The following is a 25,818-nucleotide window of genomic DNA, read 5'->3' on the forward strand; positions in this document are numbered from 1 at the left end:
GCTATCTCTCCTCTTCTTTGGCAAGTTCAGGTTCGACGGCAAATTCAGAGTGACAATCCACACACTGCTTGATCAGTTGTTTTCTGTCGTACGACAACGCTTTGGTTTTCGCTGCGTGTACATCGTGGCAATTTGAACAAGTGAGGTTTTTGGCGTGCACATCGTGCGTCCAGTGGCTTTCTCTCAGCTGTGTCGGTGCGTGGCAATCCACACATTGGCTGTTCGCTTTGAGGATCAAGCTTGGGTCTAAGAACACTTTGTCGTGCACCGCTTTCGATTGAGCCGCTGAAAACTTAATCACATCAGGCGCGCCTTCACGGTGATCAGGGCCGATGTTGCTATGGCAGTTAGTGCAATTGAGCTGCTTACCTTGACTCAATAACGCTTGCGAATCATGCGATAGATTCAGAGTCTCTTTGGCGTCCTTATGACATTGAAGACACTTGTAGTCTCGGTCACGGATCAACTCGACTTGATGACGCTCAGCTTGAGCACCTTCAATCGGCTCTGAAGAAGTCGCATGGGCGGCGATGGAGAAACCATAGATGGCAAAGACGAAGAGAAGTTTCAGCATTGTCTCTATGGTCAATTTTATATTGCCCATATTGTTCTTTCCTTAGCTCGATAATAATTGATAACTATTCTCAATTATTTATTTGAGCGACAATTAATTTCCTCTGAAGATATTTTTTAGATCTTCAAATGACATCAATTCTTATTTCGGAAAGCCACAACGCTAAACCTATATTTATAATACCTCTATTATTCATAAGGGGTAGAAACGCCTGCTCAAAAAGCGAACTAAATCACCCTATTTTTAAAAAGGTAAAAACCCCAAAGCATTGCAGAACAATGACTTAACAACTACCACTTTAGGGGTATATAAATTCAAACATGACTGAGATCACTGGTGTAAATTGATCTAAAACAAGACAAGATTCACTCACTATTTCATCTATCCAATTAAGCAATATTATTAATCGTAGATCTCCAGTTCTTATTTGGAATAGCTTCTCACAACGCTGCTAATAAAAACGAATATGGAGATAACACCGTGAGCATAAAACACTGGATGAGCGCACCTATTGCGGTTGCGACCTTATTCGCCAGCCAATTATTTTTGGTCGGCGCTCCGTTGGCGGCAGAAGAAAAAGGCCTCATCGATCCTCGTAACGATGTCTTTGAACAGAACCACCCTGATCAATACCATTCTTGGAAAGCAACATCCGAAAGTGAGCACATTGAAGATGCTCTAAGTGAAGACCCAAACATGGTTATCCTGTGGGCTGGTTATGGCTTCGCGAAAGACTACAACAAAGCGCGCGGTCACTTTTACGCAATTGATGATGTTCGTCAAACCTTACGTACCGGCGCACCGACTGATGAAAAATCCGGCCCTATGCCGATGGCGTGCTGGAGCTGTAAAAGCCCAGACGTTGCTCGCGTGATTGATGAACGTGGTGAAGACGGTTATTTCGAAGGTAAATGGGCACGCTTAGGCTCAGAAATCGTCAACCCTATCGGTTGTTCCGATTGCCACAACACAGGCTCTGAAGCCTTCAAGAAAGGCGAACCTGCGCTAGCACTGACTCGCCCATACGTCGAGCGTGCTTTTGATACTATTGGTAAAAACTTTGATGAACAGTCTCGCCTAGATAAGCAAGCATCGGTCTGCGCTCAATGTCACGTTGAATACTACTTCACCGGCCCAACTAAAGCGGTTAAATTCCCATGGGATATGGGCACCACCGTTAATGACATGGAGAAATACTACGACGCGTTGAATTTCAAAGATTGGACGCATGCCGTATCTAAAGCGCCGATGCTAAAAGCGCAACATCCAGGTTTCGAAACTTGGAGAGCGGGTATTCATGGTAAAAACAAAGTGGTGTGTGTGGACTGCCACATGCCTAAAGTGACCAAAGAAGACGGTACGGTGTACACAGACCACAAAGTGGGTAACCCATTTGATCGTTTTGAAGACACCTGTGCGCAATGCCATACCCAAACTAAAGAGCAGCTACAAGGCATCGTCTCGACTCGCAAAGCGCAAGTACTGAACATGAAGCTAACCGCCGAGAAGCAAATCGTAGCGGCACACTTTGAAGCAGGCGCAGCGTGGAAAGCAGGTGCAACAGAAGCAGAGATGGAACCTATCCTACAAGATATTCGCCATGCACAATGGCGTTGGGACTACGCGATTGCTTCTCACGGTGTTCACATGCATGCTCCTGAGGTAGCACTTGAAGTACTAGGTACTGCAGTTGACCGCGCTGCTGACGCCCGTACCAAATTGGTTCGTTTACTGGCAACCAAAGGCATTACTGACCCTGTTCAAATTCCAGATATCTCGACCAAAGCGAAAGCGCAACAAGCACTAGGCATGGATATGGATAAGATGAACGCAGACAAGAAACACTTCCTAGAAACAGTAGCGCCAGAGTGGGATAAAGCAGCAGCTGAACGCGAAGCCACGTATTAGTCTAACTGGCAACGGTTAACTTATAGATACAACAAGGGGCGTACTGAACGCCCCTTTTCTTTCTTTATTATCTTTATCTCTTCATCCTGATTCTATCGAGAGACAAAAATCGAATGTACTAGCGACGAGGAAGCCTAGGTCTAGGTTGAATATTTGGACGTGCTTTAGGTATCTGCACATTTGGACGAGCAACTGGACGCTGGATCTTCGTTTCCGGTAATGCTTTTCTTTGTTGAACCTTTTCTTTCACCGCCTTGCCTTGTAAAGTCGCTGGTTCAATATGCTCCGGACGATTCTCCCATTGGGTTCGAATCTCTTGCTTTTGCTCGTCAGGCAATGATTGCCAATGATCATCAAGCTGGCGTTTCATGTTATCGATATTGGCGGACATATCGTCGTCTTTCCAATCTTCGACTTTGTCTTTGATGGATTGCTGTTGGTCTTCATCTAAACCATTCCACCACTCTTCCAGTTTCTCTTTGTATTCATCGTCGTTATCGCAACAGCCCGGATAGTAATAAATCCAGTAGTCGTCATGATCGTACCACCACGGGTCGTAGTAACCCGATGAATAATAAACCGTAGAGGAAGAGCCAGAATGATCGGAAGAGCTACAACCCGCCAGCACAGAGCCGCACAGCAAAACCAATATGCTTAGTGCTTTATTTTTCATTCGTTGCCCACCTTTCCCTCTATTGCTTGTTAAATTGTACGCTTACAACAGCTCTTTTGCTTTGTTAATAGAGTTAATGATTTTCACCCTATCTAAATTTGGATCATTAGAATCTAATAATAGTACCCAGGCATCAATCGCTTCCTGAAATCGGAATGACAGAAAATGATCATTTGCGATCAAAGACAAAGCGGCTTCATTGTGCGGTTCTATCTGCAAAGCTTGCTCCAAAAGCAAGCTAACTTCTTGCGTCATTGATTGCTGGTGAATGTAGTACAAGGTCGTCGCTTTTGCGGCAAGTTGCGTGGCACTGACTGGCTCAGTCAGTTGGATCGCGTAATCAAAACAAATCAGCGCGCCATCAAATTCCCCCTCTAGCAGGTAGCCCTGCCCGAGTTGGAACCACAATTCAGCGTTGTTCGGATCTTCACGCAACTGGTCTTGAATCTCTTTCATGATGTCACGAGCAGTCATCATTCGTGACATTTCCGCTTGTATTGGTTTAGGCGGAGTTTGATGCAGCAATAAGAAACTGGCACTCGTCACGACAAGTACTAACAGGCAAAAGCCAAACCATTGAGCAGGTTTAACTTTTGATGCACTCAGTGATAAGAGTACGATAAACAATCCCATCAGAGTGATGGCAGCGAAAAACCAAACAGACATAACACGTCCCATAAACAAAGATAACGTCAGTGTACGCATTTCTTACTTTAAATGCGTTGATACAGATACAAAAAAGCCGAGCAACTAAGGCTCGGCTTTTCATATCAGGATAACGATGTAAGATTACTCTTCGTTACCTTCCTCTGCATCATCAGCAGCTGGAGCTTCTGAAGCGTCTTGCTGCGTATTTTCGCCTGTTGACTCTAACGCTTCTGCATCTTCATCAGTAGGCAGCTCTTCATCATCAACTTCTTCAATACGTTGCAAACCAACAACTGATTCATCTTCCGCAGTACGGATAAGCGTTACACCTTGTGTGTTACGACCAACCTGGCTAACTTCACCCACACGAGTACGTACTAACGTGCCAGCGTCGGTGATCATCATCATTTCATCACCTTCAACAACCTGGATAGCACCAACTACCGGGCCATTTCGCTCAGAAACTTTGATAGAAACTACACCTTGAGTGCCACGACCTTTTGTCGGGTACTCGCTAAGTGCTGTACGTTTACCATAACCGTTTTCTGTAACCGTTAGGATATCGCCTTCGTGCGAAGGAACAATAAGTGATACAACTTGGTCATTTTCAGCCAGTTTCATACCACGAACACCAGAGGCGGTACGACCCATAGGACGAACACCTTTAAACTTGATCTCTGGCTGACCATTCTCATCAAGAACTGGTTTACCATTTTCATCAAGTACTGGAATCTCTTCTGCTTCTTTAAAGCGAACCACTTTACCCGCTTTAGAGAACAGCATGATTTCGTTTTCGCCGTTAGTGATATCCACACCGATTAACGAATCGTCTTCACGTAGGTTCACAGCGATTAGGCCGTTTGAACGTACGTTTGCAAACTGGTTCAACGGCGTTTTCTTAACCGTACCGTCACCTGTTGCCATGAAGATGAATTTGTCTTCAGAGAATTCATCAACACGCAGAATCGCGGTAATGCGCTCACCTTCTTCGAGTGGAAGGATGTTCACAATTGGCTTACCACGCGCAGTACGGCTCGCTAGAGGCAATTGGTAAACTTTCAGGCGGTATGTCTTACCACGAGTAGAGAAACACAAGATGTTATCGTGGGTATTCGCCACTAGAAGACGCTCGATATGGTCTTCATCTTTCATCTTAGTCGCACTCTTACCTTTACCACCACGGCGCTGTGACTCGTAGTCGCTCAGTACTTGGTACTTAACGTAACCACCGTGAGATAGAGTAACTACAACGTCTTCACGTGCGATCAGCTCTTCCATGTCAATATCATGGCTCGCAGCTGTGATTTCTGTACGACGAGCGTCACCAAAGCCGTCACGAACCGCTTCAAGTTCTTCACGGATAACTTCCATCAAACGCTCAGTGCTCGCAAGGATATGCATGAGTTCAGCGATTTCTTCTAGAAGTGTTTTGTATTCGCCTAGAATCTTCTCGTGTTCTAGACCTGTTAGTTTATGTAAACGTAGATCTAGGATAGCTTGTGCTTGTTGCTCAGTCAGGAAGTACTGACCATCACGAATACCATATTCAGGCTCTAGCCATTCAGGGCGCGCAGCATCTGTACCAGCACGCTCTAGCATTGCTGAAACGTTGCCTAAATCCCAACCACGAGCGATAAGACCCGCTTTTGCTTCAGCCGGTGTAGGTGCCTTACGGATAAGCTCAATGATTTCATCAATGTTAGCAAGCGCTAGAGCTAAACCTTCAAGGATATGAGCACGTTCACGCGCTTTACGCAGTTCGAAGATAGTACGACGTGTCACAACTTCACGACGGTGATCAACGAAGCACTTCAACATATCTTTTAGGTTGAATAGCTGTGGCTGGCCATTGTTTAGGGCCACCATGTTGATACCGAAAGTGGTTTGCAGCTGAGTCTGAGCGTAAAGGTTGTTTAGAACTACTTCGCCCACAGCATCGCGCTTACACTCAATAACAATGCGCATACCGTCTTTATCTGACTCGTCGCGCAGTGCACTGATGCCTTCTACTTTCTTATCTTTAACTAGCTCAGCGATCTTTTCGATCAAGCGAGCTTTGTTTACCTGGTAAGGAATTTCAGTGACGATAATGGTCTCTTTACCATTCTTCTCCACTTCGATGTCCGCTTTCGAACGCATGTAGATTTTGCCACGACCTGTTTTGTACGCGTCTACAATGCCTTTACGACCGCTGATAAGCGCCGCCGTTGGGAAATCAGGACCAGGAATGTAATCCATTAGTTCATCAATAGTGATTTCTTCATTATTGATGTATGCAAGACAGCCATCAATCACTTCGCCAAGGTTATGAGGCGGGATGTTGGTTGCCATACCTACTGCGATACCAGAAGCACCGTTAACCAATAGGTTTGGAATTTTAGTTGGAAGAACCGCTGGGATCTGCTCAGTACCGTCGTAGTTTGGTACGTAGTCTACGGTTTCTTTATCTAGGTCAGCCAATAGTTCATGGGCAATTTTTGCCATTCGAACTTCGGTGTAACGCATTGCCGCAGCAGAGTCGCCATCGATCGAGCCAAAGTTACCTTGACCATCGACCAGCATGTAACGAAGCGAGAACGGCTGAGCCATACGTACGATTGTGTCGTACACAGCACTATCACCATGTGGGTGATATTTACCGATTACGTCGCCGACAACACGGGCTGATTTTTTATATGGTTTGTTCCAATCGTTGCCTAGTACGTTCATCGCGAATAAAACGCGGCGGTGTACTGGTTTTAGGCCATCACGCACATCTGGAAGAGCACGACCCACGATGACTGACATCGCATAGTCTAGGTATGAACCTCTAAGCTCATCTTCAATGTTTACGGGCGTGATCTCTTTAGCTAAATCGCTCATAGAGCCATTATCCCTCTATTATCTGATCGTAATTACGATACGTGTAAGGTGCAAAAATATAACACACAATTCATCACTTCGGCATCACTTTCCCTCTCCTTTTATCAGGTTGTGAGCTTGGTTATGAATCAAATGTCGAGAATTTGCACACTCATCCCATATCTTTCTGATTAGTGGTTATATTTCGGTCAATATTGAGCAAAATCGGACTCTTTACGCGGAAAAGCGAGGTAAATTCCTTTAACTACACAACGCGAAAATGCAGGTTTTAGAGTTATTGTCACTGGCACCAGTTCAAGAATGAACCAAAAACAATAGCTAGCGCTTTCAAAATTACAGGCACCTGTCTCGATTGCCGCGCCAATGGACTCTGTCATTGTCCCTTAACTAAGCACATCGAGGTTGTTTGGGTGTAAAACGTTGGAGTATACTGGCGCCCTCTAAAGGACTCAGATTGAATGCAATAAAACCAATTATGACTAAAGCACAAAACGTCGACCCAAGTGAAATTAAGAAATTCGAGGACATGGCTTCTCGATGGTGGGATTTAGAAGGCGAGTTTAAGCCGCTTCATCAAATTAACCCACTTCGTTTGAACTATGTACTTGAAAAAGCAAATGGCTTGTTTGGCAAGCGCGCACTTGATGTCGGCTGTGGTGGTGGCATTCTTGCTGAAAGCATGGCAAAAGAAGGCGCTATTGTGACTGGACTTGATATGGGTAAAGAACCATTAGAAGTCGCGCGACTACATGCATTAGAAACAGGTACTCAACTGACCTACATTCAGAGCACAATAGAAGACCACGCTATAGAAAACGCAGGAACTTACGATGTCGTGACTTGTATGGAGATGCTTGAACACGTTCCAGATCCTCTCTCCGTTATCCGCTCTTGTGCTGCGCTAGTCAAACCCGGTGGTCACGTGTTTTTCTCAACTTTGAACCGAAACATTAAGTCGTACTTATTTGCTATTGTCGGTGCTGAGAAGCTTCTTAAGATTGTTCCTGAAGGCACTCATGAGCACGATAAGTTTATCAAGCCAGCCGAAATGATGAAGATGATAGACCAAACTGACCTGACGGAAATGGGCATTACTGGGCTTCATTACAACCTTCTAAATGATAGCTACAAACTCGGTCGTAATGTAGATGTAAACTACATCGTTCATACTAAAAAATACTGAACGCTATTAAGTTAAAAAATGAGTTTTGTGATTGACATTTTTTAAAGAAAATGAATCGGAAGCGGTAGCACAAAGTTGCCGCTTTTTTTGTCTTTTTATGGCTAAAATTCGTGCTCTAGATTCCATTTTGACCAAGCCATTTTTCGTAGATAAAAACGGCCAAAGATCAAGGAAAATATTTTTGCATGCGGTTATTTCTAAACCGATCTCGAAACCGTACTTTTAACCATTCAAGTCTGCCCTTTTCTCATCGGTTAGTGTTCACTTACTGATTTTTTTCATTTTGTCAGTTATCCACAAGTCATCCCCGATCTGTACCTTGATAAATCAGTGTAATAGCACTATCTTGTAACCCGCAAACAAATGAACCCCTATATGTTGTGTTTAAGCGACAATATATAGATAGACTTTGATCACAAAGCCGCCGCAAGCTTTACTCATATTGCACATAAACAAACAAAAATACGGCTTTTATCAGTTTTCTTAGGGAAATAAAGCAGAATGAACCAACAACTTACCGTCACCAAGCGTGATGGCCGTAAAGAAAGTATCGATCTGGATAAAATCCACCGCGTTATCACTTGGGCTGCAGAAGGTCTAGATAATGTTTCGGTTTCTCAAGTAGAACTTCGCGCTCACATCCAGTTTTACGACGGCATCACAACGACAGATATTCACGAGACAATCATCAAGTCTGCGGCAGACCTGATCTCTGAAGAGACTCCGGATTACCAATACCTAGCTGCTCGCCTAGCGGTATTCCATCTGCGTAAAAAAGCGTATGGCCAATACGAGCCACCAACGCTTTATGATCACGTGTCTCGCCTCGTCGATATGGGTAAGTACGATCAACATATTCTAGAAGACTACACAAAAGCAGAACTCGACGAACTTGATGCGTACCTCGACCATAAACGCGACCTAAACTTCTCATACGCGGCAGTTAAGCAGCTAGAGGGTAAGTACTTCGTACAGAACCGTGTTACGGGCCAAATTTACGAAAGTGCTCAGTTCTTATACATCCTTGTAGCAGCGTGCTTATTTGCGAAATATCCAAAAGCGACGCGTCTTGATTACATCAAACGTTTCTACGATGCGACATCGACATTTAAGATTTCTCTACCTACGCCAATTATGTCTGGCGTGCGTACCCCTACTCGCCAGTTCAGCTCATGTGTTCTGATCGAGTGTGGCGATAGTCTTGATTCTATTAACGCAACAGCAAGCTCAATTGTTCGTTACGTATCTCAGCGCGCTGGTATTGGTATCAACGCAGGTCGTATCCGTGCATTAGGCTCAGAGATTCGCGGTGGTGAAGCATTCCACACTGGTTGTATTCCGTTCTACAAGTACTTCCAAACAGCAGTAAAATGTTGTTCACAAGGTGGTGTACGTGGTGGCGCAGCTACTGTGTTCTACCCAATGTGGCACGGTGAAGCACGCTCACTAATGGTACTTAAGAACAACCGTGGTGTTGAAGAAAACCGTGTTCGTCACATGGACTACGGTGTTCAGTTAAACAAACTGATGTACCAACGTTTAGTTGAAGGCGGCAATATTACGCTATTCTCACCATCTGATGTACCTGGTCTGTACGACGCATTCTTCGAAAACCAAGAAGAGTTTGAGCGTCTATACGTGAAGTACGAGAACGATCCTTCAATCAAGAAAGAAACGGTTAAAGCGATTGAAATGTTCACTCTGCTAATGCAAGAGCGTGCATCAACGGGTCGTATCTACATCCAGAACGTGGACCACTGTAATACTCACAGCCCATTTGATTCTGAAGTTGCTCCAGTTCGTCAGTCGAACCTATGTTTAGAAATCGCACTACCAACGAAACCATTAACTAACGTTGAAGATGACTCAGGCGAGATCGCACTGTGTACGCTTTCTGCATTCAACTTAGGTGCTATCAAGTCTCTAGATGATTTCGAAGAGCTATCCGATCTTGTTGTTCGTGCGTTAGATGCACTGCTTGATTACCAAGATTACCCTCTACCAGCGGCATACAAATCGACTATGAACCGTCGTACGCTAGGTGTTGGTGTGATTAACTTTGCTTACTACTTAGCGAAGAATGGCGTGAAATACTCTGACGGTAGCGCGAACGGCCTAACTCACCGTACGTTCGAAGCAATGCAGTACTACCTATTGAAAGCATCTGTAGCACTGGCGAAAGAACAAGGTAAGTGCCCTTCATTCGACGAGACGAACTACGCGAAAGGCTTACTGCCGATTGATACGTATAAGAAAGATATCGACCTAATTTGTGACGAAGCGCTGCACTACGACTGGGACAGCCTACGTAAAGAAATTATGGAGCACGGCCTACGTAACTCAACACTGACTGCGCTAATGCCTTCTGAGACTTCTTCTCAGATTTCAAACGCAACTAACGGTATTGAGCCACCACGTGGTTACGTTTCAGTAAAAGCTTCGAAAGACGGTATCCTGAAGCAAGTTGTACCAGAGTTCACAGAACTTAAAGACAGCTATGAACTGCTTTGGAATATCGGTTCGAACGACGGTTATCTACACCTTGTGGGTATTATGCAGAAGTTTGTTGACCAAGCTATCTCTGCTAATACTAACTACGACCCGTCACGTTACGAGACTGGCAAGGTTCCAATGAAGAAACTACTTCAAGACCTGCTAACAGCGTATAAGTTTGGTGTGAAAACGCTTTACTACCACAACACTCGTGATGGCGCGAAAGATGAACAGAAAGACGCTGTTCAACCACAAGATGACGATTGTGCTGGCGGCGGTTGTAAGATTTAATCTTCCCGTACCTAGCGAACCCGTAAAGACAGACTATCGATAACCTCCCCCTTACGGGGAGGTTTAAAAGGAATTGAGGCATTATGGCTTACAGTACTTTTAACCAAAAAAAGAATGACCAATTGAAGGAACCAATGTTCCTAGGTCAATCAGTAAACGTTGCACGTTACGACCAACAAAAGTTTGAGATTTTCGAAAAACTTATCGAGAAACAACTTTCTTTCTTCTGGCGTCCAGAAGAAGTAGACGTATCTAGCGACCGTATCGATTACAACAAACTGCCAGATCACGAGAAGCACATCTTCATCTCTAACTTGAAGTACCAAACGCTTCTTGACTCTATCCAAGGCCGCAGCCCTAACGTGGCACTGCTGCCGCTTGTGTCTCTACCAGAACTAGAGACTTGGATTGAGACTTGGTCTTTCTCTGAAACGATTCACTCTCGTTCTTACACACACATTATTCGTAACATCGTGAACGACCCTGCTGTAGTGTTTGATGATATCGTTGAGAACGAGCACATTCTGAAGCGTGCAAAAGACATCGCGCACTACTACGACGATTTGATTCAAGCGACGAATGATTACCATCGCTACGGTGAAGGTGAGCATGTCCTTAACGGTGAAACGGTTCAGGTTAGTCTGTACGATCTTAAGAAGAAGCTGTATATCTGTCTGATGTCTGTTAACGCATTAGAAGCTATTCGTTTTTACGTAAGTTTCGCATGTTCTTTCGCTTTCGCAGAACGCGAACTAATGGAAGGTAACGCGAAAATCATCAAGCTGATCGCTCGTGACGAAGCACTTCACTTAAATGGCACGCAGCACATGATCAACCTGCTACGTAACGGTCAAGATGACTTCACTTTCATGCAAATCGCAGAAGAGGCAAAACAGGACTGTTTTGACCTATTCAAAGAAGCGGCAGAGCAAGAAAAAGAGTGGGCAGAGTATCTATTCAAAGATGGCTCTATGATCGGTCTAAACAAAGACATCCTAAGCCAATACGTTGAATACATCACAAATATTCGTATGCAAGCGGTAGGTCTACCAGCAGCGTATCCAGAAGCAACAACTAACCCAATTCCATGGATTAACGCTTGGTTGTCTTCAGATAACGTTCAAGTTGCGCCTCAAGAAGCAGAAATCTCTTCTTACCTTGTGGGTCAAATTGACAATGAAGTTCGCGCAGATGACTTCGAAGGATTCGAGCTGTAATGGCAACACTCAAAATCAACAAACTGATCAGCATTGAATCCAACCCTTCCAATACGATTTTGGAAACAATGGAGCAAGCTGGCCTATTACCAGAATACAACTGCCGTGATGGGCACTGCGGCGCCTGTCGCTGCAAATTGGAGTCTGGTGAAGTGGAGTATGTTGGTTTTGCCATGGCTTACACACAAAGTGATGAAATATTACCTTGTATCTGTAAAGCAAAATCAGATTTGTCACTTAGCGGCGTTAACTACGCGATGAAAGAAAAGCAGCGCGCATAACGTTGACTCGACGGTATAAAATGCAAAAGCCAAGGTAATCACCTTGGCTTTTTTGTCTCTGTGTTTTGTCTCTCAGACTACTGTATAGAGCTTTGGTTATAAAGCACTGCTCGGGAGGTGCATCTCTTTAACTTTCTCTAAAAATGCATAATGCGCAAACATCGGTTTACGTTCTAGGTAGCGACGCAACAAGTCTAGTGCTGCCGTGCTGATCACTTTAACTTGATCATTGCGCTGATACTTTTTCGAGAGTTTATATAATGCTCCCCACTCGCCTGACGGTGTCGATAAAGCGACGGAAAAAACACCCTCTTCAATATGGCCAGTAACGAGTGATAAATCCGTCCCACACTTCTCTCGCGTAGCGCCAGCCAGAGCAAACGTCTCTGCTAATGGATCTCCGCTGTTGGCCATCGCTTGAGTCAGGCTCGGTAGTATCCAACCATGCCCTAGTTGCTTTTCAGCGTTTTCATCACCGTTTAGCCAGTACGTTAAGTATCCTCCGCTACTTTTTTCGGAGGTCGACACTGTTAGTCCTTTATCGACCAACAACTGGCCGACATTTTCAACCATAGGTAAGTCAATACTAACGGTATTACTCTCAAGGTGTTTATTAATTATCTGTACTAGTTTCAAACGCTGTTCAATCTGATCTGAAGGACCAAAAAGTTTCACTTCAATAAAAGGCAAGTAAGAGCGATACCCTAGCTCATAGCCTTGAGGAAGTTTTAGCTGATCTAGCTTATCTGAAATACCGGATTCAGACAGACCAAACGTGTAGATTCGGCTACAACATGAACCTTGAACATCTGGAAACACTCTTCTCAGATCGGGAAGAATTTGCGTCTCTGCCATGAGCTTAAATTCACTTGGTACACCCGGTGTGAAATAAAAAATGGCATCATTAATCAGCATTTTGAAACCGCAAGCAGTGCCTATCGGGTTGTCCAATATCTCTGCCGTTTCTGGCAGCATTGCTTGCTTTAAATTACTGTCCGGCATAGGGATGCCACGTCGAGCATACAAACTTTCTAGATGCTGCAACCACTCTCTGAATAGCACCAGTTTACAATCGGCGGCTCTCGCGGCGGCGGCAGCACTCATGTCATCCGTTGTAGGGCCTAAACCACCATTAACAATAACCACATCGTTGTTAAAGCTGAGCATTAAAAACTCTTCAACCAAACTCGATAGGCTATCACCAACCGTTGAGCGCTTTGTTAAGCCAAATCCATGTTGATAAAACAGGCTAGACAACCATGCCGCATTAGTATCAACAATATCACCTTGGAGGACTTCCTCACCAGTACTAAGCATTGCTATTTTCACAACTGACTCCTGAACGTAAGCACAATCCTATTTTCGTTATAGCGCTTATTTTTCTTTTTATTTGGACAAATCTCGCCGAGGTTTGTTGGGACTAAATAAGGGTCAAGTGTTTAAATGATTGATGTTTTGAGGGATAATTACGAGCCCGAACATACACCATTAACTCGGAGACCTTTGTGTCAAAATCATCCATGTTCAAGACGACTCTAACAGGCCTTTGCTTGGCTTCGTCAGCGCTTGCGCAAGCAAGTCACTATGACCTAAGCCGTCATACAGAGTTTTCTTACACACCTGATTGCTTGTCAGGTTACTGCGAAACGACGACTCTGTACACCTTCGAGGCTCAAAATCGCGGTGTTATGTATGAACAGAATAATGATGATTCGCTAAACCTTGACGCAGGGCTTCAGCCTAAACATCTCATCATCCCTCAAGATAAAGACTGGGATTATCTGATGGGTCAAACCTACACCATTCTAGGTCTCAGTATCGCGACCGTAGGCATGATGACTTTTCTTCCAGAAAGTATCACCAAATGGGACGAAGAAGACCGTGACATGAGTAAGTTGGGGCAAAAGTGGAAAGATAATGTCTCTGACGGCCCCGTTTGGGATCGTGATGAACATGTCCTCAACTACATCATGCACCCATATTTTGGCGGCGTTTACTACACGGCAGCACGTCACGCTGGCTATAATGAATTTCAGTCGTTTTTGTACTCCGCAACTATGTCGACGTTCTTTTGGGAGTATGGCGTAGAAGCGTTCGCAGAAGTACCGTCTTGGCAGGATATTTTTATCACACCATTCTTTGGTGCTGTTGTCGGTGAAATGATGTTAACGGCTGAGCAAGACATTATTGCCAACGGCGGCGAAGTTATGGGCTCTGAAACCGCAGGTGATGTTTCGCTCTTCTTCTTAAACCCTGTTGGACATATTCATTATTGGGTAACTGATGCATGGGGCGGTAGTGCAGAACTACAATTCAATTCATCACCTTGGTTTGGAAATCAAGATGTTGCAAAATTCGCCATGGACGCAGGCGCAAACTACGACAGTCAATTTTATGGTGTCGAGTTAAAAGTAACCTTCTAATCCTAAGTTGATACTCGGTAAAAAGCAGCCTTACGATGGCTGCTTTTTTGTGCTCTGAACATTGTTTTAATTATTTGCATCACGAATTAGTGTTAAAAATTGACTTTCATCAAACATTACCTGCCCTTAGCACCTACACTAAATAAAAGGATTTATTCCAATAACTTAAGTAGCACGTTTATTCGTACTGCGTCCAAACCTTGATTCCAGGAGGGGACATTATGAACACCGTATTTATTGTTAATTTTGTCGGACAAGCGTCACCCGCCACGATTAAAGAGCTCGCTGCAATCACACACGAAAACGGCGGGAAATGGCTGATCAGCAAAGTAAACTTTATCGAAGACCAAGTTGCAGGTGTCATCAAAGTAGAGCTTCCAAGAGAAAATGCCGACATCGTTAAACAGGCGTTCTCTTCTTGTCAGACTCTTGTTGTTAGGTTCGTCGACTCTGAGCCTCATTCATATCGTGAAGACACTATCTTCCAACTTCGTTTAGATGCCAACGATAGAGCGGGTATTGTGAATGAAATTACTCACGTTCTCGATAATCAAGGTATCTCAATTTTAGATATGGATTGTCAGCGTGTATTCATTGCTGGAGGCGGAGGGGTAAGCTCTAGCTTATTCAGCGCTAAAATGGCGATAAAACTACCTAGCGAGCTAGAAATTGAAGACATAGCCAATGAGTTAGAATCTCTGAGTGAAGACACTCGTGTAATTGTAGAAAGCTAACTGCATACCTTTAACGCTTCCCCAATAAAAAGAGCAGCAATTCAGCTGCTCTTTGTCGTTCTAATACTCAATACATTTTATATCACTGACCACTGAGACAGTGAACGTTTGAAATCAGAGTAGTCAAATTCATTCAGTTTTTGAATGTCACCATTCGAGCGTTCACAGTAGACCGACGGCATACGTAGACCGTTAAACCAGTTCAGTTTCACCATGGTGTAACCGGCACTATCTAGAATATGCAGACGCTGTCCTATCTCTAGAGGCTGTTCGAAGTTCGCCACGCAGAACTGGTCTCCAGCCAAACAAGAGCACGAGCCGATCACATACTCGTGTTCACCATTTTCAGATGCTTCAAGAATTGACGCTGGCTCATTGTAGATCAACGTATCTAAGCGGTGAGCTTCTGTGGCTGAATCGACAATCGCCGTCTTCTTTACGTTCTCAACGATATCAACCACAGTGACCACTAGGTCAGTCGTCTTGGTAATGATCGCTTCGCCCGGTTCTAGGTACATTTGCACGCCGTGTTTTTCAGCAAACGCTTTCAGCGCTAGGCCAAGCTTTTCGATGTCATAACCCGGCCATGTGAAGAACACGCCGCCGCCCATGCTTACCCAGTCCAGCTTATCTAGGTACTCGCCAAACTGAGCTGAAATAGCATCGAGTAAGCCGATAAACGCATCCACGTCTTTGTTCTCACAGTTCATGTGGAACATTACGCCATCAATACCATCAAAAATTTCCGGTTTGATGTGATCAGCCTGAACACCAAGACGAGAGAATTGACGCGCTGGGTTTGCTAAGTCTTGCCCTGCATAGCTCACACCTGGGTTTAGGCGCAAGCCAATCGATGCTTTGCCTTCGACAATATGACGATAAGCCGCTAGCTGTGACTGAGAGTTAAAGATCATCTTGTCACAGATGTCCGCCACATCGCGAACGTCATCTTCGCTGTAACCCACACTGTATGCGTGTGTCTCACCACCGAACGTTTCGTAGCCAAGCTTCACTTCAAACGGGCCAGAACTTGTTGTTCCGTCTAGGTAAGGCTTGATGATGTCGAATACACCCCATGTTGAGAAGCACTTCAGTGCTAATACAAGCTTCACACCAGAGATGTCTTTTAGCTGTTTTGCTTTCTCTAGGTTCTCAATCAGCTTGTCTTCATTGATCATGAAGTATGGCGTTTTTAGTTCGTTTTGTTGCATTTTGATACCTTACGTCCCTTCGCCTTAGCAAAGACACTATAAAATCGAACAAAGCCGACGCAAGTGCATCGGCTTAAACGTACAAATAAGAGTCGCTAAATTCTTACTTCAATTTATGGATAACAGGTTGTCCTGGCTCCAGTTCTTGAACATGCCAATCTAGACCAATAGATGGCATGGTTTCTAGGAATGGGTCTGGATCTAGCTGCTCCATGTTGAACACGCCTTTGTCTGCCCATTTGCCACGGAAGAACTGCAAAGCCGCAGTGATCGCTGGTACGCCAGTGGTGTATGAGATAGCTTGGTGTTCAACATCTTCGTATGCGACTTCGTGATCAGCGTTGTTGTAAATAAATACACTGCGCTCTTTACCATCTTTCTTACCTTGAACCCAAGTACCGATACACGTTAGGCCAGTGTAGCCTGGCGCGAGTGATGTTGGATCTGGTAGTAGTGCTTTTAGCACGTGCAAAGGTTGAACAACCGTACCGTCATGAAGCGTTAGTGGAACTGGGCTGAGTAGACCGATGTCGCGCATCACATTGAAGTAGTTTAGGTAACGGTCACCAAAGCCCATCCAGAATTCGATGCGTTTCGCAGGGATGAACTCTTGCATAGATCGAACTTCGTCGTGCGCCATTGAGTACACTTTGTGTGAGCCACAATTCGGGAATTCGAACTCAAGCATACGTGAGTGACAAGGTACTTGTTTCCACTCGCCGTTTTCCCAGTAGAACGAATCGCCTTGAATCTCAAGCATGTTCGTTTCTGGATCAAAGTTAGTTGCGAACTTCTTACCGTGGTCGCCTGCGTTTACATCCATTACGTCGATAGTATCGATTTCATCGAACAGATGCTTCACTGCGTATGCGGCAAACACCGATACTACGCCCGGATCGAAACCAGCACCAAGAATACCTGTAATGCCCGCTTCTTCAAACTTCTCACGGTAGCCCCACTGCCAATCGTAAGCTTGAGGTACTTGTTGGCCTTCAGAGCACAAGTCAACCGCAACAGATGTATCAAGGTATGACACTTTAGCTTGGTAACATGCTTCCATAATAGACATGTTCACCCAAGGAGGACCTGCGTTGATCACTAAGTCAGGTTGTACTTCTTTAATTAAAGCAACTAAAGAATCTACGTCGTCCGCGTTTACCGCTCGCGCTTCTAATTTCTTAGTTGAATCTTTCAGATTGTTTTTCTTCTGAATCGATTCGATGATTTTCTCACACTTACCTACGGTACGTGATGCGATTGTGATATCACCCAGAACGTCGTTGTTTTGTGCTGCTTTATGTGCAACTACCCAGCCAACGCCGCCTGCACCAATCTGTAGAATTGCCATAGTTTTCCGTTACCTTTGTTAAACTAGCTCTGCCGCTAGCGTATTGATTTTTGAGAGCAAAGATTCAAAGTCCGCCGTCGTCAGACACGGGTTCAAAATCGTAAATTTCAATGCAGTTTTATCGTCGACAATGGTTTCACCCAATACCGCGATACCGCGTGTTAACGCTTCTAAGCGCAACGTTTTGTTCAGTTCATCAAGATCCGCTGATTCATGTGTCGCGCGGAACAGAACCGTAGATAGTGATGGTTCAGCCAACAACTCAAAGTGTTTGTTATCTCGAATCATGTCCGCCACTTCAAGCGTCTGTTCAAGCAAATGATCATACATATCGCCTAGGGCTTTTGGCCCTACGCTTTGCATCGTCATAAACACTTTGAGCGCATCAAAACGCTTAGTTGTCGCAATAGACTTATCCACCAAGTTCGGTAGTTCGTCGTGTTCGCGGTTCAAATAGTCTGCATGGTGAAGCAGGAATTTAAAGTTAGACTTGTCATTTACCAATAGCGCACCACAACTGATGGTTTGGTAAAACAGCTTATGGAAGTCTACGCTGATGGAATGTGCACGCTCACAACCTTTCAGACGCGCTTTTTGGCTACTTAGAATCAGAGCTCCACCGTATGCACCGTCGACATGCATCCACATGTCATGTTTCGCTGCCATATCGGCGATAAAGTCTAAGTCATCAATAGCACCGTGGTCCGTTGTGCCCGCTGTGCCAACAATGGCAAATGGGATCAAACCTTCTGCTTTGGCCTGATTGAGAACTTCGTCTAATTTAGTGACATCCATCGTTCCATCGGCATTAGCATCGACAGTCATGACCGCTTTTTCACCCAACCCCATCCAAGACGCTGATTTTTGAACCGTGAAGTGGGATTTTTTCGAACATACAATACGTAGCTTGTCTGCGTATTCAGGAAGGCCAAGCTTTTGAATTGAGTGTGCACTGAGTTTGTCAGCAATCCAATCTCGCGCAAGCATCAAACCCATTTGGTTACTTTGCGTGCCGCCGCTCGTGAAGATACCGTCCGCTTTTGCACCTAACTCATATTTATCGCATAGCCAGTTCACAACTTTCTGTTCAACATAAGTCGCTGATGAAGCTTGATCCCATGAGTCCATCGACTGGTTCAAAGCCGCAATCATTGCCTCTGCCGCGATCGCTGGCATCAACGGTGGAGTATGTAGGTGAGCAATACAATCTGGATGTTGAGTAAAAATTGCGTTTTTCGCGACCAGCTCAGCAGCATCGTCGATAACGGATTTAAGAGGTGCATTTCCATTATCAAGATCAACGTCGTGAATCGCTGCTTCCAATGCTTTTGGATCCATACCTGAATACGGTGCAGTCACTTGTTCAAACACTGACTTCATTGCCGTAGTAGTGTGATTCATCACCGAAGCAAATTCATTGCTGCCCATCTCTCCAGTGTGGATGAAATGCTTCTTCCATTCATCTTGTGGCTGAGTTTCGATGTGACTACCGCCAGCGGCTAAAATCGCGTCTTCAAATACACGTAAAACAAAGTCGATTTGCTCAAACGAGATGATAAGAGGAGGAAGGAAACGAATTACTGCGCCTTCGCGTCCACCTTTCTCAACGATCAAGCCACGCTCGAGTGCTGCGCGTTGAATGGAAAGTGTGAGTTCACTATCCGCTTGAGGTTCACCAAATTTATTGAGCTCACCTTCTGGGTTTTTAATCTCCACGCCTAGCATCAAACCTTTGCCACGAACCTCTGCGATACAGTTCACACGCTTTTGAATACTTTCAAGGCCGTAGCGCAAGTACTGACCCGCAATATTGGCATGCTCAACAAGATTATCACGCTGGATAATTTCTAATGCTTTCGTACCAGAGACCATGGCTAACTGGTTACCACGAAATGTACCTGTGTGCTCGCCCGGCTTCCATGTATCATGTTGCTTGTTGATAACCAATAGCGACATTGGTAATCCACCGCCAATTGCTTTTGATAAACACAGAATATCTGGAACAATGCCCGACTCTTCGAACGCGAAATTGTAGCCAGTTTTACCAACACCACACTGGATCTCATCGAAGATCAGTAAGATACCGTGTTCATCACAAATACGACGTAACTCTCGTAGCCAGAATGCTGGCGCAGGAACAACACCACCCTCACCTTGCACTGGCTCCACGATAATCGCGGCAGGCTTCATAATGCCTGACTCATCATCGTTTAAAAGACGATCGATATAGCGAATACTTGCTTTTGCACCTTCATCACCGCCAAGCCCAAAAGGACAACGCAGGTTGTATGGGAAAGGCATAAAGTGCACATCCGACATCAAACCAGTTCGACGAGCTTTGGTGCCTAAGTTACCCATCATCCCCATCGTACCATTAGTCATACCATGGTATGCGCCACGGAAGGCAAACATAGTGTTGCGACCGGTAGTCTGTTTCGCGAGCTTGATAGCAGCTTCAACCGCATCAGCTCCAGACGGGCCACAAAATTGGATAACGCTGTTCTCGCTTAACTCTTGAGGAAGAAAAGACTTAACAGATTGAATAAACGTCGTTTTTGCTGATGTTGCAATATCTAGCGTCTGATATGGCAGTCCTGAATCTAATTGTTCTTTCAGCGCTTGGTTTATTTCAGGATGGTTATACCCCAAAGCTAGAGTGCCTGCCCCCGCAAGGCAGTCTAGAAAGATCTGTCCACGCGTATCTTCAACCAAGCACCCAAAGGCTTGTTTAATTGCGATCGGCAAACGACGTGGATAAGAACGTACTTCAGATTCATGCTCAGCCTGATCAATCAATACTTGATCTGGCGTTAAGTCATACGTTCCCTCAACGATAGGAACCTGAGACGAAAAAATGTTTGCGATATTGCTATCGACTTCAAAGGCAGTGCTCATACTACATAATCCCTTGAATTATAATAATTCTGTATCCTGTATTAATAATCATTAGAATGAAATTACAGGAGGTGTGAATACCCCTCCGCATTTGTCAGTGCATAAATGACAAATACAGATCATCCGCCACGATACTCGCGACTTTACATGTAAAAGGGATTAATCAAGGTTCTGTAATGCACCCGTTTTGTAAAACAGGACATTTCGGCAGTATGAAGCTGATTAGTGTGTGTTTATTCAAAGGTTTCAATGTTGGGTTTCCCATTAATATGCCGCGTTTACAGCATTAGTATCCCGTCTATCGACAAAAGGCTTTGCCGATACCTACCCTACGCAGTGTCACAATCAGCTTGAATGGTCACTACGCGTATCCCCCAGAGATCAAACGTTGTTAATTACGCTCCGAGATTGCGCGCGAATTTATCACAAAATAAAATCTTCTGGCAACGATTTTTCATATTAGTAACAGTGATGTAAATCACAACAAAACATACCCCATTGCAACTCACATGTTCATATTCATGAGCTATGCTTTTCTGCTTCTCTCAAATAGCTGTTATTTAAACAAATATTCTTGAGATATCATCACCTCATCTAAACAGAGGTTTAAGGTTGTGCTGCTTAATCGTAAAACATTCCTTTCTATATCCGGAACATTTAAAAAGATAGCATTCTCGTCACAGCTTTGCCTGGAGTAAGAGTGGTTATTCACCACAAGTGATGGTTTAAACATAGACTAGTAGGAATAGCTAAGATGTTTTGCAATGGCAGAATTAACAATCACTTGAGTCAATGAGACAAAGGGTTCGCTACTTAACGAAGTCTGTGACAGAAAAGAAGTTTGAGATTTTCAAAAAAATACGAAAAAGGCCTAACATTTTCATGTTAGGCCTTAAATCTGGAGCGACACACGAGGTTCGAACTCGTGACCTCAACCTTGGCAAGGTTGCGCTCTACCAACTGAGCTAGTGTCGCATTTAATATGAGATGGTGCCCCGGGCCGGACTTGAACCGGCACAACGCGAACGTCGAGGGATTTTAAATCCCTTGTGTCTACCAATTCCACCACCAGGGCACACAAATATTCTTTGTGATGCCTTTACAGAAAAGTAAAACACCATCTGATATCGCCAATGCCATATCAATAAAATTTGGAGCGACACACGAGGTTCGAACTCGTGACCTCAACCTTGGCAAGGTTGCGCTCTACCAACTGAGCTAGTGTCGCATTTTTCTCGAAAGCCATTCGCTCTCAAAAGAATAATGGAGGCGCCTCCCGGAGTCGAACCGAGGTCCACGGATTTGCAATCCGCTGCATAGCCACTCTGCCAAGGCGCCTCATCTGTGAATAAAGCTAAGCTTTTTCACCACCCTTTCGAGTCGTGCTCTCTTGGGTACGGGATGCATTCTACGGATTCGAGCGATCGAGTCAACACTATTTTTATTTTTTTAAATCGTTTGACTAGAATTTGTGCGAAAGACGATGGATTGCTTAGTTTTAATACTAAAAATCGCTTAAATACACTTGTTTATCATAAAACTTTGGCTACGCCTTACACTGCTGGCCGTGCGTTGCGTGCATTGAAGTATTAATAATCAGAAGACTCGCCTCTCTAAGACTCTCCAAGGACAAAAACAAGACTTAGATCACAAATAGAACTCTATCGAAGCAAAAGCCCCAGATACAAATTGCAAACATGGCCATTAGCAAGCATTGAAAAGCGAGAGAAGCCAAAAAATGCTGTAGATTGTCTTAGATACAAAAAAGCAGGCTATTAAGCCTGCTTTCTAACATCAGAATTTAATGGTGCTCTTCATTCAACAGATCGTCTTTCGCAGCAGCCAAATATTGAATCATTGACCAATATGTCAAGAAAGTTGCCACATACAAGGCCGCAAAGCCTAGCCAAACCATCCATTCATCGTAACGCCATATCAACACCCATAAGGCGAACATTTGCGAAACAGTTTTTACTTTGCCAACCCAAGATACCGCAACACTCGCTCGCTTACCGATTTCAGCCATCCATTCTCGCAATGCTGAGATAATGATTTCTCGCGCAATCATCGTTACCGCAGGAATGGTCACCCAAATTGAATGATAATGTTCCGTGATTAGAATCAATGCCGTTGCCACTAGCACTTTATCAGCGACAGGATCAATAAACGCGCCAAAACGAGAAGTTTGGCCAAGTTTACGGGCCAACATGCCGTCAAGCCAGTCAGTAAAACCCGCTACCCAAAACACCATTGCTGCTGCAAACGGTGCCCATGAATAAGGTAGATAAAAGACAACCACAAAAACAGGGATTAGGAACAGTCTAAGAAGAGACAGAATGTTCGGGATATTCAAACGCATTTTATTATTCTCTTACACATTGCGGCTTAATGTTGCGCGATTTTCCTTATTGTTTCAATGCTTGGAAAATAATTTCTGCTAAAGAGTGACTTATTCCCGGTACTTTGGCGATTTCTTCGACACTTGCACGTTTAAGTTCTTGTAACCCACCCATGTACTTGAGTAACGCCTGACGTCGTTTAGGGCCGATTCCCTCAATCCCTTCGAGTGCACTCGTACGTCTGGTTTTACCTCGCTTAGCACGGTGCCCCGCTATAGCATGGTTATGGCTTTCATCACGAATATGTTGGATAAGATGCAGCGCAGGAGCATCGCTTGGTAAATGAAACTCGTCCCCATCGACTGTAATCAGCGTTTCTAAACCTGGTTTGCGAGTAACGCCTTTTGCAATACCAATCATGATAGGACGCTTTGGCCAATCCCCCCAGTACTGCGAAATGATGTCATGCGCACGATTTAACTGACCTTTACCGCCATCGATAAAGATGATGTCGGGAATTTTCTCTACGTCCAATTGCTTCGAATAACGGCGCTCTAATGCCTGTCCCATCGCTGCGTAATCATCACCACCGGTAATCCCAGTAATGTTGTAGCGACGATACTCTTGCTTTACGGGGCCTTCGTTGTTGAACACCACACATGACGCAATCGTGCTTTCCCCCATCGTATGGGAGATATCAAAACATTCCATTCGAGCTATAGACTCCAACTTCAATGTTTCGCGAAGCGCATGAAAACGCTGATTAATTGTCATCTTGTGATTGATTTTGGTGGTAATCGCCGTTAGTGCATTCGTGTTCGAAAGCTTGAGATACCTTGCTCGAGAGCCAGTTGGCGACGTATGAAAATGAACCTTACGGCCTGCCACTTCACTTAACGCTTTCTGTATTGGCGCAATATCTTCTGCCAACTCTTGATTCAAAATAATACGAGAAGGAATTGTACGTGCTTCGTTATGGCTCAAATAGTATTGAGTCAGAAAACTATCGAACACTTCCTGCTGGCTTGTATTTTGTGGGATTTTCGGAAAATGGCTACGGCTACCAAGCACTTTGCCTTGGCGTATCATCAGGATATGGATACACGCGATACCATTCTCCTGAGCAAACCCGAGTACATCCATATCATCCATGCTGTCTTCTGAGACGTACTGCTGCTCTTGAACACGCCTAATCGCTTGGATTTGATCGCGAAATTTAGCGGCATCTTCAAAGCGCAATTGCTGACTGGCAACTTCCATTTTCTCAATCAACTGTTTGAGTACTTGCTGATCTTTGCCTTGCAAAAACATGCGCACAAAGCCAACCAACTCTGCATATTCTTCATCAGAAATGATGGTATTAACGCATGGTCCTGCACAACGACCAATTTGGTACATCAAACATGGGCGCGTTCGGTTGGAATAGACAGTGTCTTCACACTGGCGCACAGGAAATATCTTTTGCAGCAAATGCAATGTTTCTCTTACTGCACCAGAATCTGGGTAGGGGCCAAAATATTCACCTTTGCGCTTCTTGGCGCCACGGTGGATAGAAAGCCGTGGGTGCTTATGACCGCTAATAAAGATATAAGGGTAAGACTTATCATCTCGCAGCAACACATTGTATTTCGGCAAATACTGCTTGATGTAGTTATGCTCTAAGATCAGCGCTTCTGTCTCAGTGTGAGTCACCGTGACGTCTATTTTGGCGATATTACTGACAAGCGCGCGAGTTTTCTCACTGTCTACTTTTTTTCGAAAGTAGCTTGAAAGGCGCTTTTTAAGGTCTTTGGCTTTACCTACGTAGATTACAACAGCTTCGGCGTTGTACATTCTGTAAACGCCGGGCTGATGAGTTACTGTCTTGAGAAAGGAAGCCGAATCGAAAGGAGGATTCACGCTAAAGGGTCTCGGTGTCCAGCATTCCGTGGCGAATCGCTAAGTGAGTTAACTCAACGTCACCATTAATGTCCAATTTACTAAAGAGTCGGTAGCGATAGCTGTTGACTGTCTTTGGACTTAAATTAAGTTGCTCAGAAATATCCGTTACCTTTTGGCCTTTGGTGATCATAAGCATGATCTGCAATTCACGTTCGGATAAGTCTTTAAAAGGGTTCTCAGAGGCTGGAGAAAATTGACTCAATGCCATCTGCTGCGCAATCTCTGGTGAGATGTAACGCTGACCACTATTAACTACACGAATCGCATTCACCATTTCGTCAGGGCCAGCACCTTTGGTTAAATAACCAGACGCACCTGCCTGCATCACCTTGGTTGGAAACGGGTTTTCTGTATGAACGGTAAGTACGATGATTTTCACATCAGGATTCACGCGAAGAATTTTTTTAGTGGCTTCCAAGCCACCAATTCCTGGCATGTTCATGTCCATTAAAACGACGTCAGCATGATTACTGCGACACCATTTTACTGCATCTTCACCGCTGTCAGCTTCTCCTGCTACGTTCATTCCACGGACGTCTTCAATAATACGTCGTATCCCTGTGCGAACCAGCTCGTGATCATCTACAAGGAAAACATTTATCAAACTTGTATCTCCACACTTTGTATTGGTTCTGCACCCACATAACCATTATTTGTTAAATGTGGATATCAGTATGACTGCCTATATACTAACGTAATCGACAAAAAATTGCTTTCTATGAATATGTGCTGAAACGCAAACTTTAGCAAGAACTTATTCATAAACCACTCTATTATTTTAGAGCGTGATGAGCAGA

The 25,818-nt window shown here is 44.4% G+C and carries 18 protein-coding genes and 4 tRNA genes; 7 read left to right on the plus strand and 15 right to left on the minus strand.

Annotated features, from left to right (window positions below; translation table 11 throughout):
* Position 1: 1 nt before the first annotated feature.
* Complete coding sequence (gene nrfB, locus R7F67_RS14720; protein ID WP_053304291.1) at positions 2-604, minus strand: cytochrome c nitrite reductase pentaheme subunit; 603 nt, start codon at positions 602-604, stop codon at positions 2-4.
* A 450-nt stretch (positions 605-1,054) separates the two neighbouring features.
* Here nrfB and nrfA point away from each other — a divergent pair, with 450 nt between their 5' ends.
* Positions 1,055-2,482 carry an ammonia-forming nitrite reductase cytochrome c552 subunit gene (nrfA, locus tag R7F67_RS14725; RefSeq protein WP_025767277.1) on the plus strand — a complete coding sequence of 476 codons (1,428 nt, stop codon included), beginning with the start codon at positions 1,055-1,057 and terminating at the stop codon, positions 2,480-2,482.
* A gap of 118 nt (positions 2,483-2,600) precedes the next feature.
* On the opposite strand, the gene R7F67_RS14730 is transcribed toward nrfA, so the two are convergent.
* The 3 genes from R7F67_RS14730 to gyrA all read right to left on the minus strand — a co-directional run bounded on the left by R7F67_RS14730 (position 2,601) and on the right by gyrA (position 6,665).
* The gene (locus tag R7F67_RS14730; RefSeq protein ID WP_005376825.1) at positions 2,601-3,155 is read right to left on the minus strand and encodes a hypothetical protein; all 555 of its coding nucleotides are present in this window, start codon (positions 3,153-3,155) and stop codon (positions 2,601-2,603) included.
* A gap of 42 nt (positions 3,156-3,197) precedes the next feature.
* Complete coding sequence (locus tag R7F67_RS14735; RefSeq protein WP_042522844.1) at positions 3,198-3,821, minus strand: tetratricopeptide repeat protein; 624 nt, start codon at positions 3,819-3,821, stop codon at positions 3,198-3,200.
* 123 nt (positions 3,822-3,944) lie between these two features.
* The gene (gene gyrA / locus R7F67_RS14740) at positions 3,945-6,665 is read right to left on the minus strand and encodes a DNA topoisomerase (ATP-hydrolyzing) subunit A (RefSeq protein ID WP_042522797.1); all 2,721 of its coding nucleotides are present in this window, start codon (positions 6,663-6,665) and stop codon (positions 3,945-3,947) included.
* A 475-nt stretch (positions 6,666-7,140) separates the two neighbouring features.
* Between gyrA and ubiG the strand changes: the two genes are divergently transcribed.
* From ubiG to yfaE, 4 genes are all read left to right on the plus strand, one after another.
* Positions 7,141-7,848, plus strand: a complete 708-nt coding sequence (gene ubiG, locus R7F67_RS14745; protein WP_054577035.1) for a bifunctional 2-polyprenyl-6-hydroxyphenol methylase/3-demethylubiquinol 3-O-methyltransferase UbiG — start codon at positions 7,141-7,143, stop codon at positions 7,846-7,848.
* A 501-nt stretch (positions 7,849-8,349) separates the two neighbouring features.
* Positions 8,350-10,632 carry a class 1a ribonucleoside-diphosphate reductase subunit alpha gene (gene nrdA / locus R7F67_RS14750; protein WP_005376819.1) on the plus strand — a complete coding sequence of 761 codons (2,283 nt, stop codon included), beginning with the start codon at positions 8,350-8,352 and terminating at the stop codon, positions 10,630-10,632.
* A gap of 83 nt (positions 10,633-10,715) precedes the next feature.
* Positions 10,716-11,849, plus strand: coding sequence for a class Ia ribonucleoside-diphosphate reductase subunit beta (gene nrdB, locus R7F67_RS14755; RefSeq protein ID WP_054577037.1), 1,134 nt, complete (start codon positions 10,716-10,718; stop codon positions 11,847-11,849).
* Positions 11,849-12,130: a class I ribonucleotide reductase maintenance protein YfaE gene (gene yfaE, locus R7F67_RS14760; protein WP_005376817.1), complete on the plus strand. Its 282-nt coding sequence runs from the start codon at positions 11,849-11,851 to the stop codon at positions 12,128-12,130. Before nrdB ends, yfaE begins: the two co-directional genes overlap by 1 nt.
* Positions 12,131-12,226: 96 nt before the next feature.
* Here the strand turns inward: yfaE and R7F67_RS14765 are convergent, their stop codons facing one another.
* Positions 12,227-13,459, minus strand: coding sequence for a CinA family nicotinamide mononucleotide deamidase-related protein (locus R7F67_RS14765; protein ID WP_054577038.1), 1,233 nt, complete (start codon positions 13,457-13,459; stop codon positions 12,227-12,229).
* A 191-nt stretch (positions 13,460-13,650) separates the two neighbouring features.
* Between R7F67_RS14765 and R7F67_RS14770 the strand changes: the two genes are divergently transcribed.
* Together R7F67_RS14770 and R7F67_RS14775 are read left to right on the plus strand one after the other, a co-directional pair.
* Positions 13,651-14,553, plus strand: coding sequence for a DUF3943 domain-containing protein (locus R7F67_RS14770; RefSeq protein ID WP_033905662.1), 903 nt, complete (start codon positions 13,651-13,653; stop codon positions 14,551-14,553).
* Positions 14,554-14,774: 221 nt separating this feature from the next.
* Positions 14,775-15,287 carry a glycine cleavage system protein R gene (locus R7F67_RS14775; RefSeq protein WP_005376814.1) on the plus strand — a complete coding sequence of 171 codons (513 nt, stop codon included), beginning with the start codon at positions 14,775-14,777 and terminating at the stop codon, positions 15,285-15,287.
* Between the two features lie 77 nt (positions 15,288-15,364).
* Here R7F67_RS14775 and nspC read toward each other — a convergent pair whose 3' ends face one another.
* From nspC to uvrY, 10 genes are all read right to left on the minus strand, one after another.
* A complete protein-coding gene (gene nspC / locus R7F67_RS14780; RefSeq protein WP_017820473.1) occupies positions 15,365-16,498 on the minus strand; it encodes a carboxynorspermidine decarboxylase in 1,134 nt (377 codons plus the stop codon).
* A gap of 103 nt (positions 16,499-16,601) precedes the next feature.
* Positions 16,602-17,846 (minus strand): carboxynorspermidine synthase, encoded by a 1,245-nt coding sequence (locus R7F67_RS14785; protein WP_054577039.1) that lies wholly within the window; start codon positions 17,844-17,846, stop codon positions 16,602-16,604.
* 18 nt (positions 17,847-17,864) lie between these two features.
* Positions 17,865-20,741 carry a pyridoxal phosphate-dependent class III aminotransferase gene (locus R7F67_RS14790; protein WP_318057250.1) on the minus strand — a complete coding sequence of 959 codons (2,877 nt, stop codon included), beginning with the start codon at positions 20,739-20,741 and terminating at the stop codon, positions 17,865-17,867.
* A gap of 899 nt (positions 20,742-21,640) precedes the next feature.
* A tRNA-Gly gene (locus tag R7F67_RS14795) sits at positions 21,641-21,716 on the minus strand.
* Between the two features lie 13 nt (positions 21,717-21,729).
* Positions 21,730-21,816: transfer RNA gene (locus R7F67_RS14800), tRNA-Leu, on the minus strand.
* 77 nt (positions 21,817-21,893) lie between these two features.
* Positions 21,894-21,969, minus strand: a tRNA-Gly gene (locus R7F67_RS14805).
* A 36-nt stretch (positions 21,970-22,005) separates the two neighbouring features.
* A tRNA-Cys gene (locus R7F67_RS14810) sits at positions 22,006-22,079 on the minus strand.
* Between the two features lie 463 nt (positions 22,080-22,542).
* Positions 22,543-23,100 (minus strand): CDP-diacylglycerol--glycerol-3-phosphate 3-phosphatidyltransferase, encoded by a 558-nt coding sequence (gene pgsA / locus R7F67_RS14815; RefSeq protein ID WP_005394805.1) that lies wholly within the window; start codon positions 23,098-23,100, stop codon positions 22,543-22,545.
* Between the two features lie 46 nt (positions 23,101-23,146).
* Positions 23,147-24,979 (minus strand): excinuclease ABC subunit UvrC, encoded by a 1,833-nt coding sequence (uvrC, locus tag R7F67_RS14820; protein ID WP_080773718.1) that lies wholly within the window; start codon positions 24,977-24,979, stop codon positions 23,147-23,149.
* Position 24,980: 1 nt separating this feature from the next.
* Entirely contained in the window at positions 24,981-25,625 is a 645-nt protein-coding gene (uvrY, locus tag R7F67_RS14825) for a UvrY/SirA/GacA family response regulator transcription factor (protein ID WP_005386783.1), read from the minus strand.
* Between the last annotated feature and the right edge of the window lie 193 nt (positions 25,626-25,818).

This window comes from Vibrio sp. YT-17 (genome assembly GCF_033337375.1).
In the GTDB taxonomy this organism is placed as follows: domain Bacteria; phylum Pseudomonadota; class Gammaproteobacteria; order Enterobacterales; family Vibrionaceae; genus Vibrio; species Vibrio alginolyticus.

Excerpts from the sequence above, each read along its gene's own strand:
- nrfB (WP_053304291.1), bottom strand. The coding sequence starts at position 604 with ATGGGCAATATAAAATTGACCATAGAGACAATGCTGAAACTTCTCTTC.
- R7F67_RS14730 (WP_005376825.1), bottom strand. The coding sequence starts at position 3,155 with ATGAAAAATAAAGCACTAAGCATATTGGTTTTGCTGTGCGGCTCTGTG.
- R7F67_RS14735 (WP_042522844.1), bottom strand. The coding sequence starts at position 3,821 with ATGTCTGTTTGGTTTTTCGCTGCCATCACTCTGATGGGATTGTTTATC.
- gyrA (WP_042522797.1), bottom strand. The coding sequence starts at position 6,665 with ATGAGCGATTTAGCTAAAGAGATCACGCCCGTAAACATTGAAGATGAG.
- ubiG (WP_054577035.1), top strand. The coding sequence starts at position 7,141 with ATGACTAAAGCACAAAACGTCGACCCAAGTGAAATTAAGAAATTCGAG.
- nrdA (WP_005376819.1), top strand. The coding sequence starts at position 8,350 with ATGAACCAACAACTTACCGTCACCAAGCGTGATGGCCGTAAAGAAAGT.
- nrdB (WP_054577037.1), top strand. The coding sequence starts at position 10,716 with ATGGCTTACAGTACTTTTAACCAAAAAAAGAATGACCAATTGAAGGAA.
- yfaE (WP_005376817.1), top strand. The coding sequence starts at position 11,849 with ATGGCAACACTCAAAATCAACAAACTGATCAGCATTGAATCCAACCCT.
- R7F67_RS14770 (WP_033905662.1), top strand. The coding sequence starts at position 13,651 with ATGTTCAAGACGACTCTAACAGGCCTTTGCTTGGCTTCGTCAGCGCTT.
- R7F67_RS14775 (WP_005376814.1), top strand. The coding sequence starts at position 14,775 with ATGAACACCGTATTTATTGTTAATTTTGTCGGACAAGCGTCACCCGCC.
- nspC (WP_017820473.1), bottom strand. The coding sequence starts at position 16,498 with ATGCAACAAAACGAACTAAAAACGCCATACTTCATGATCAATGAAGAC.
- R7F67_RS14785 (WP_054577039.1), bottom strand. The coding sequence starts at position 17,846 with ATGGCAATTCTACAGATTGGTGCAGGCGGCGTTGGCTGGGTAGTTGCA.
- R7F67_RS14790 (WP_318057250.1), bottom strand. The coding sequence starts at position 20,741 with ATGAGCACTGCCTTTGAAGTCGATAGCAATATCGCAAACATTTTTTCG.
- pgsA (WP_005394805.1), bottom strand. The coding sequence starts at position 23,100 with ATGCGTTTGAATATCCCGAACATTCTGTCTCTTCTTAGACTGTTCCTA.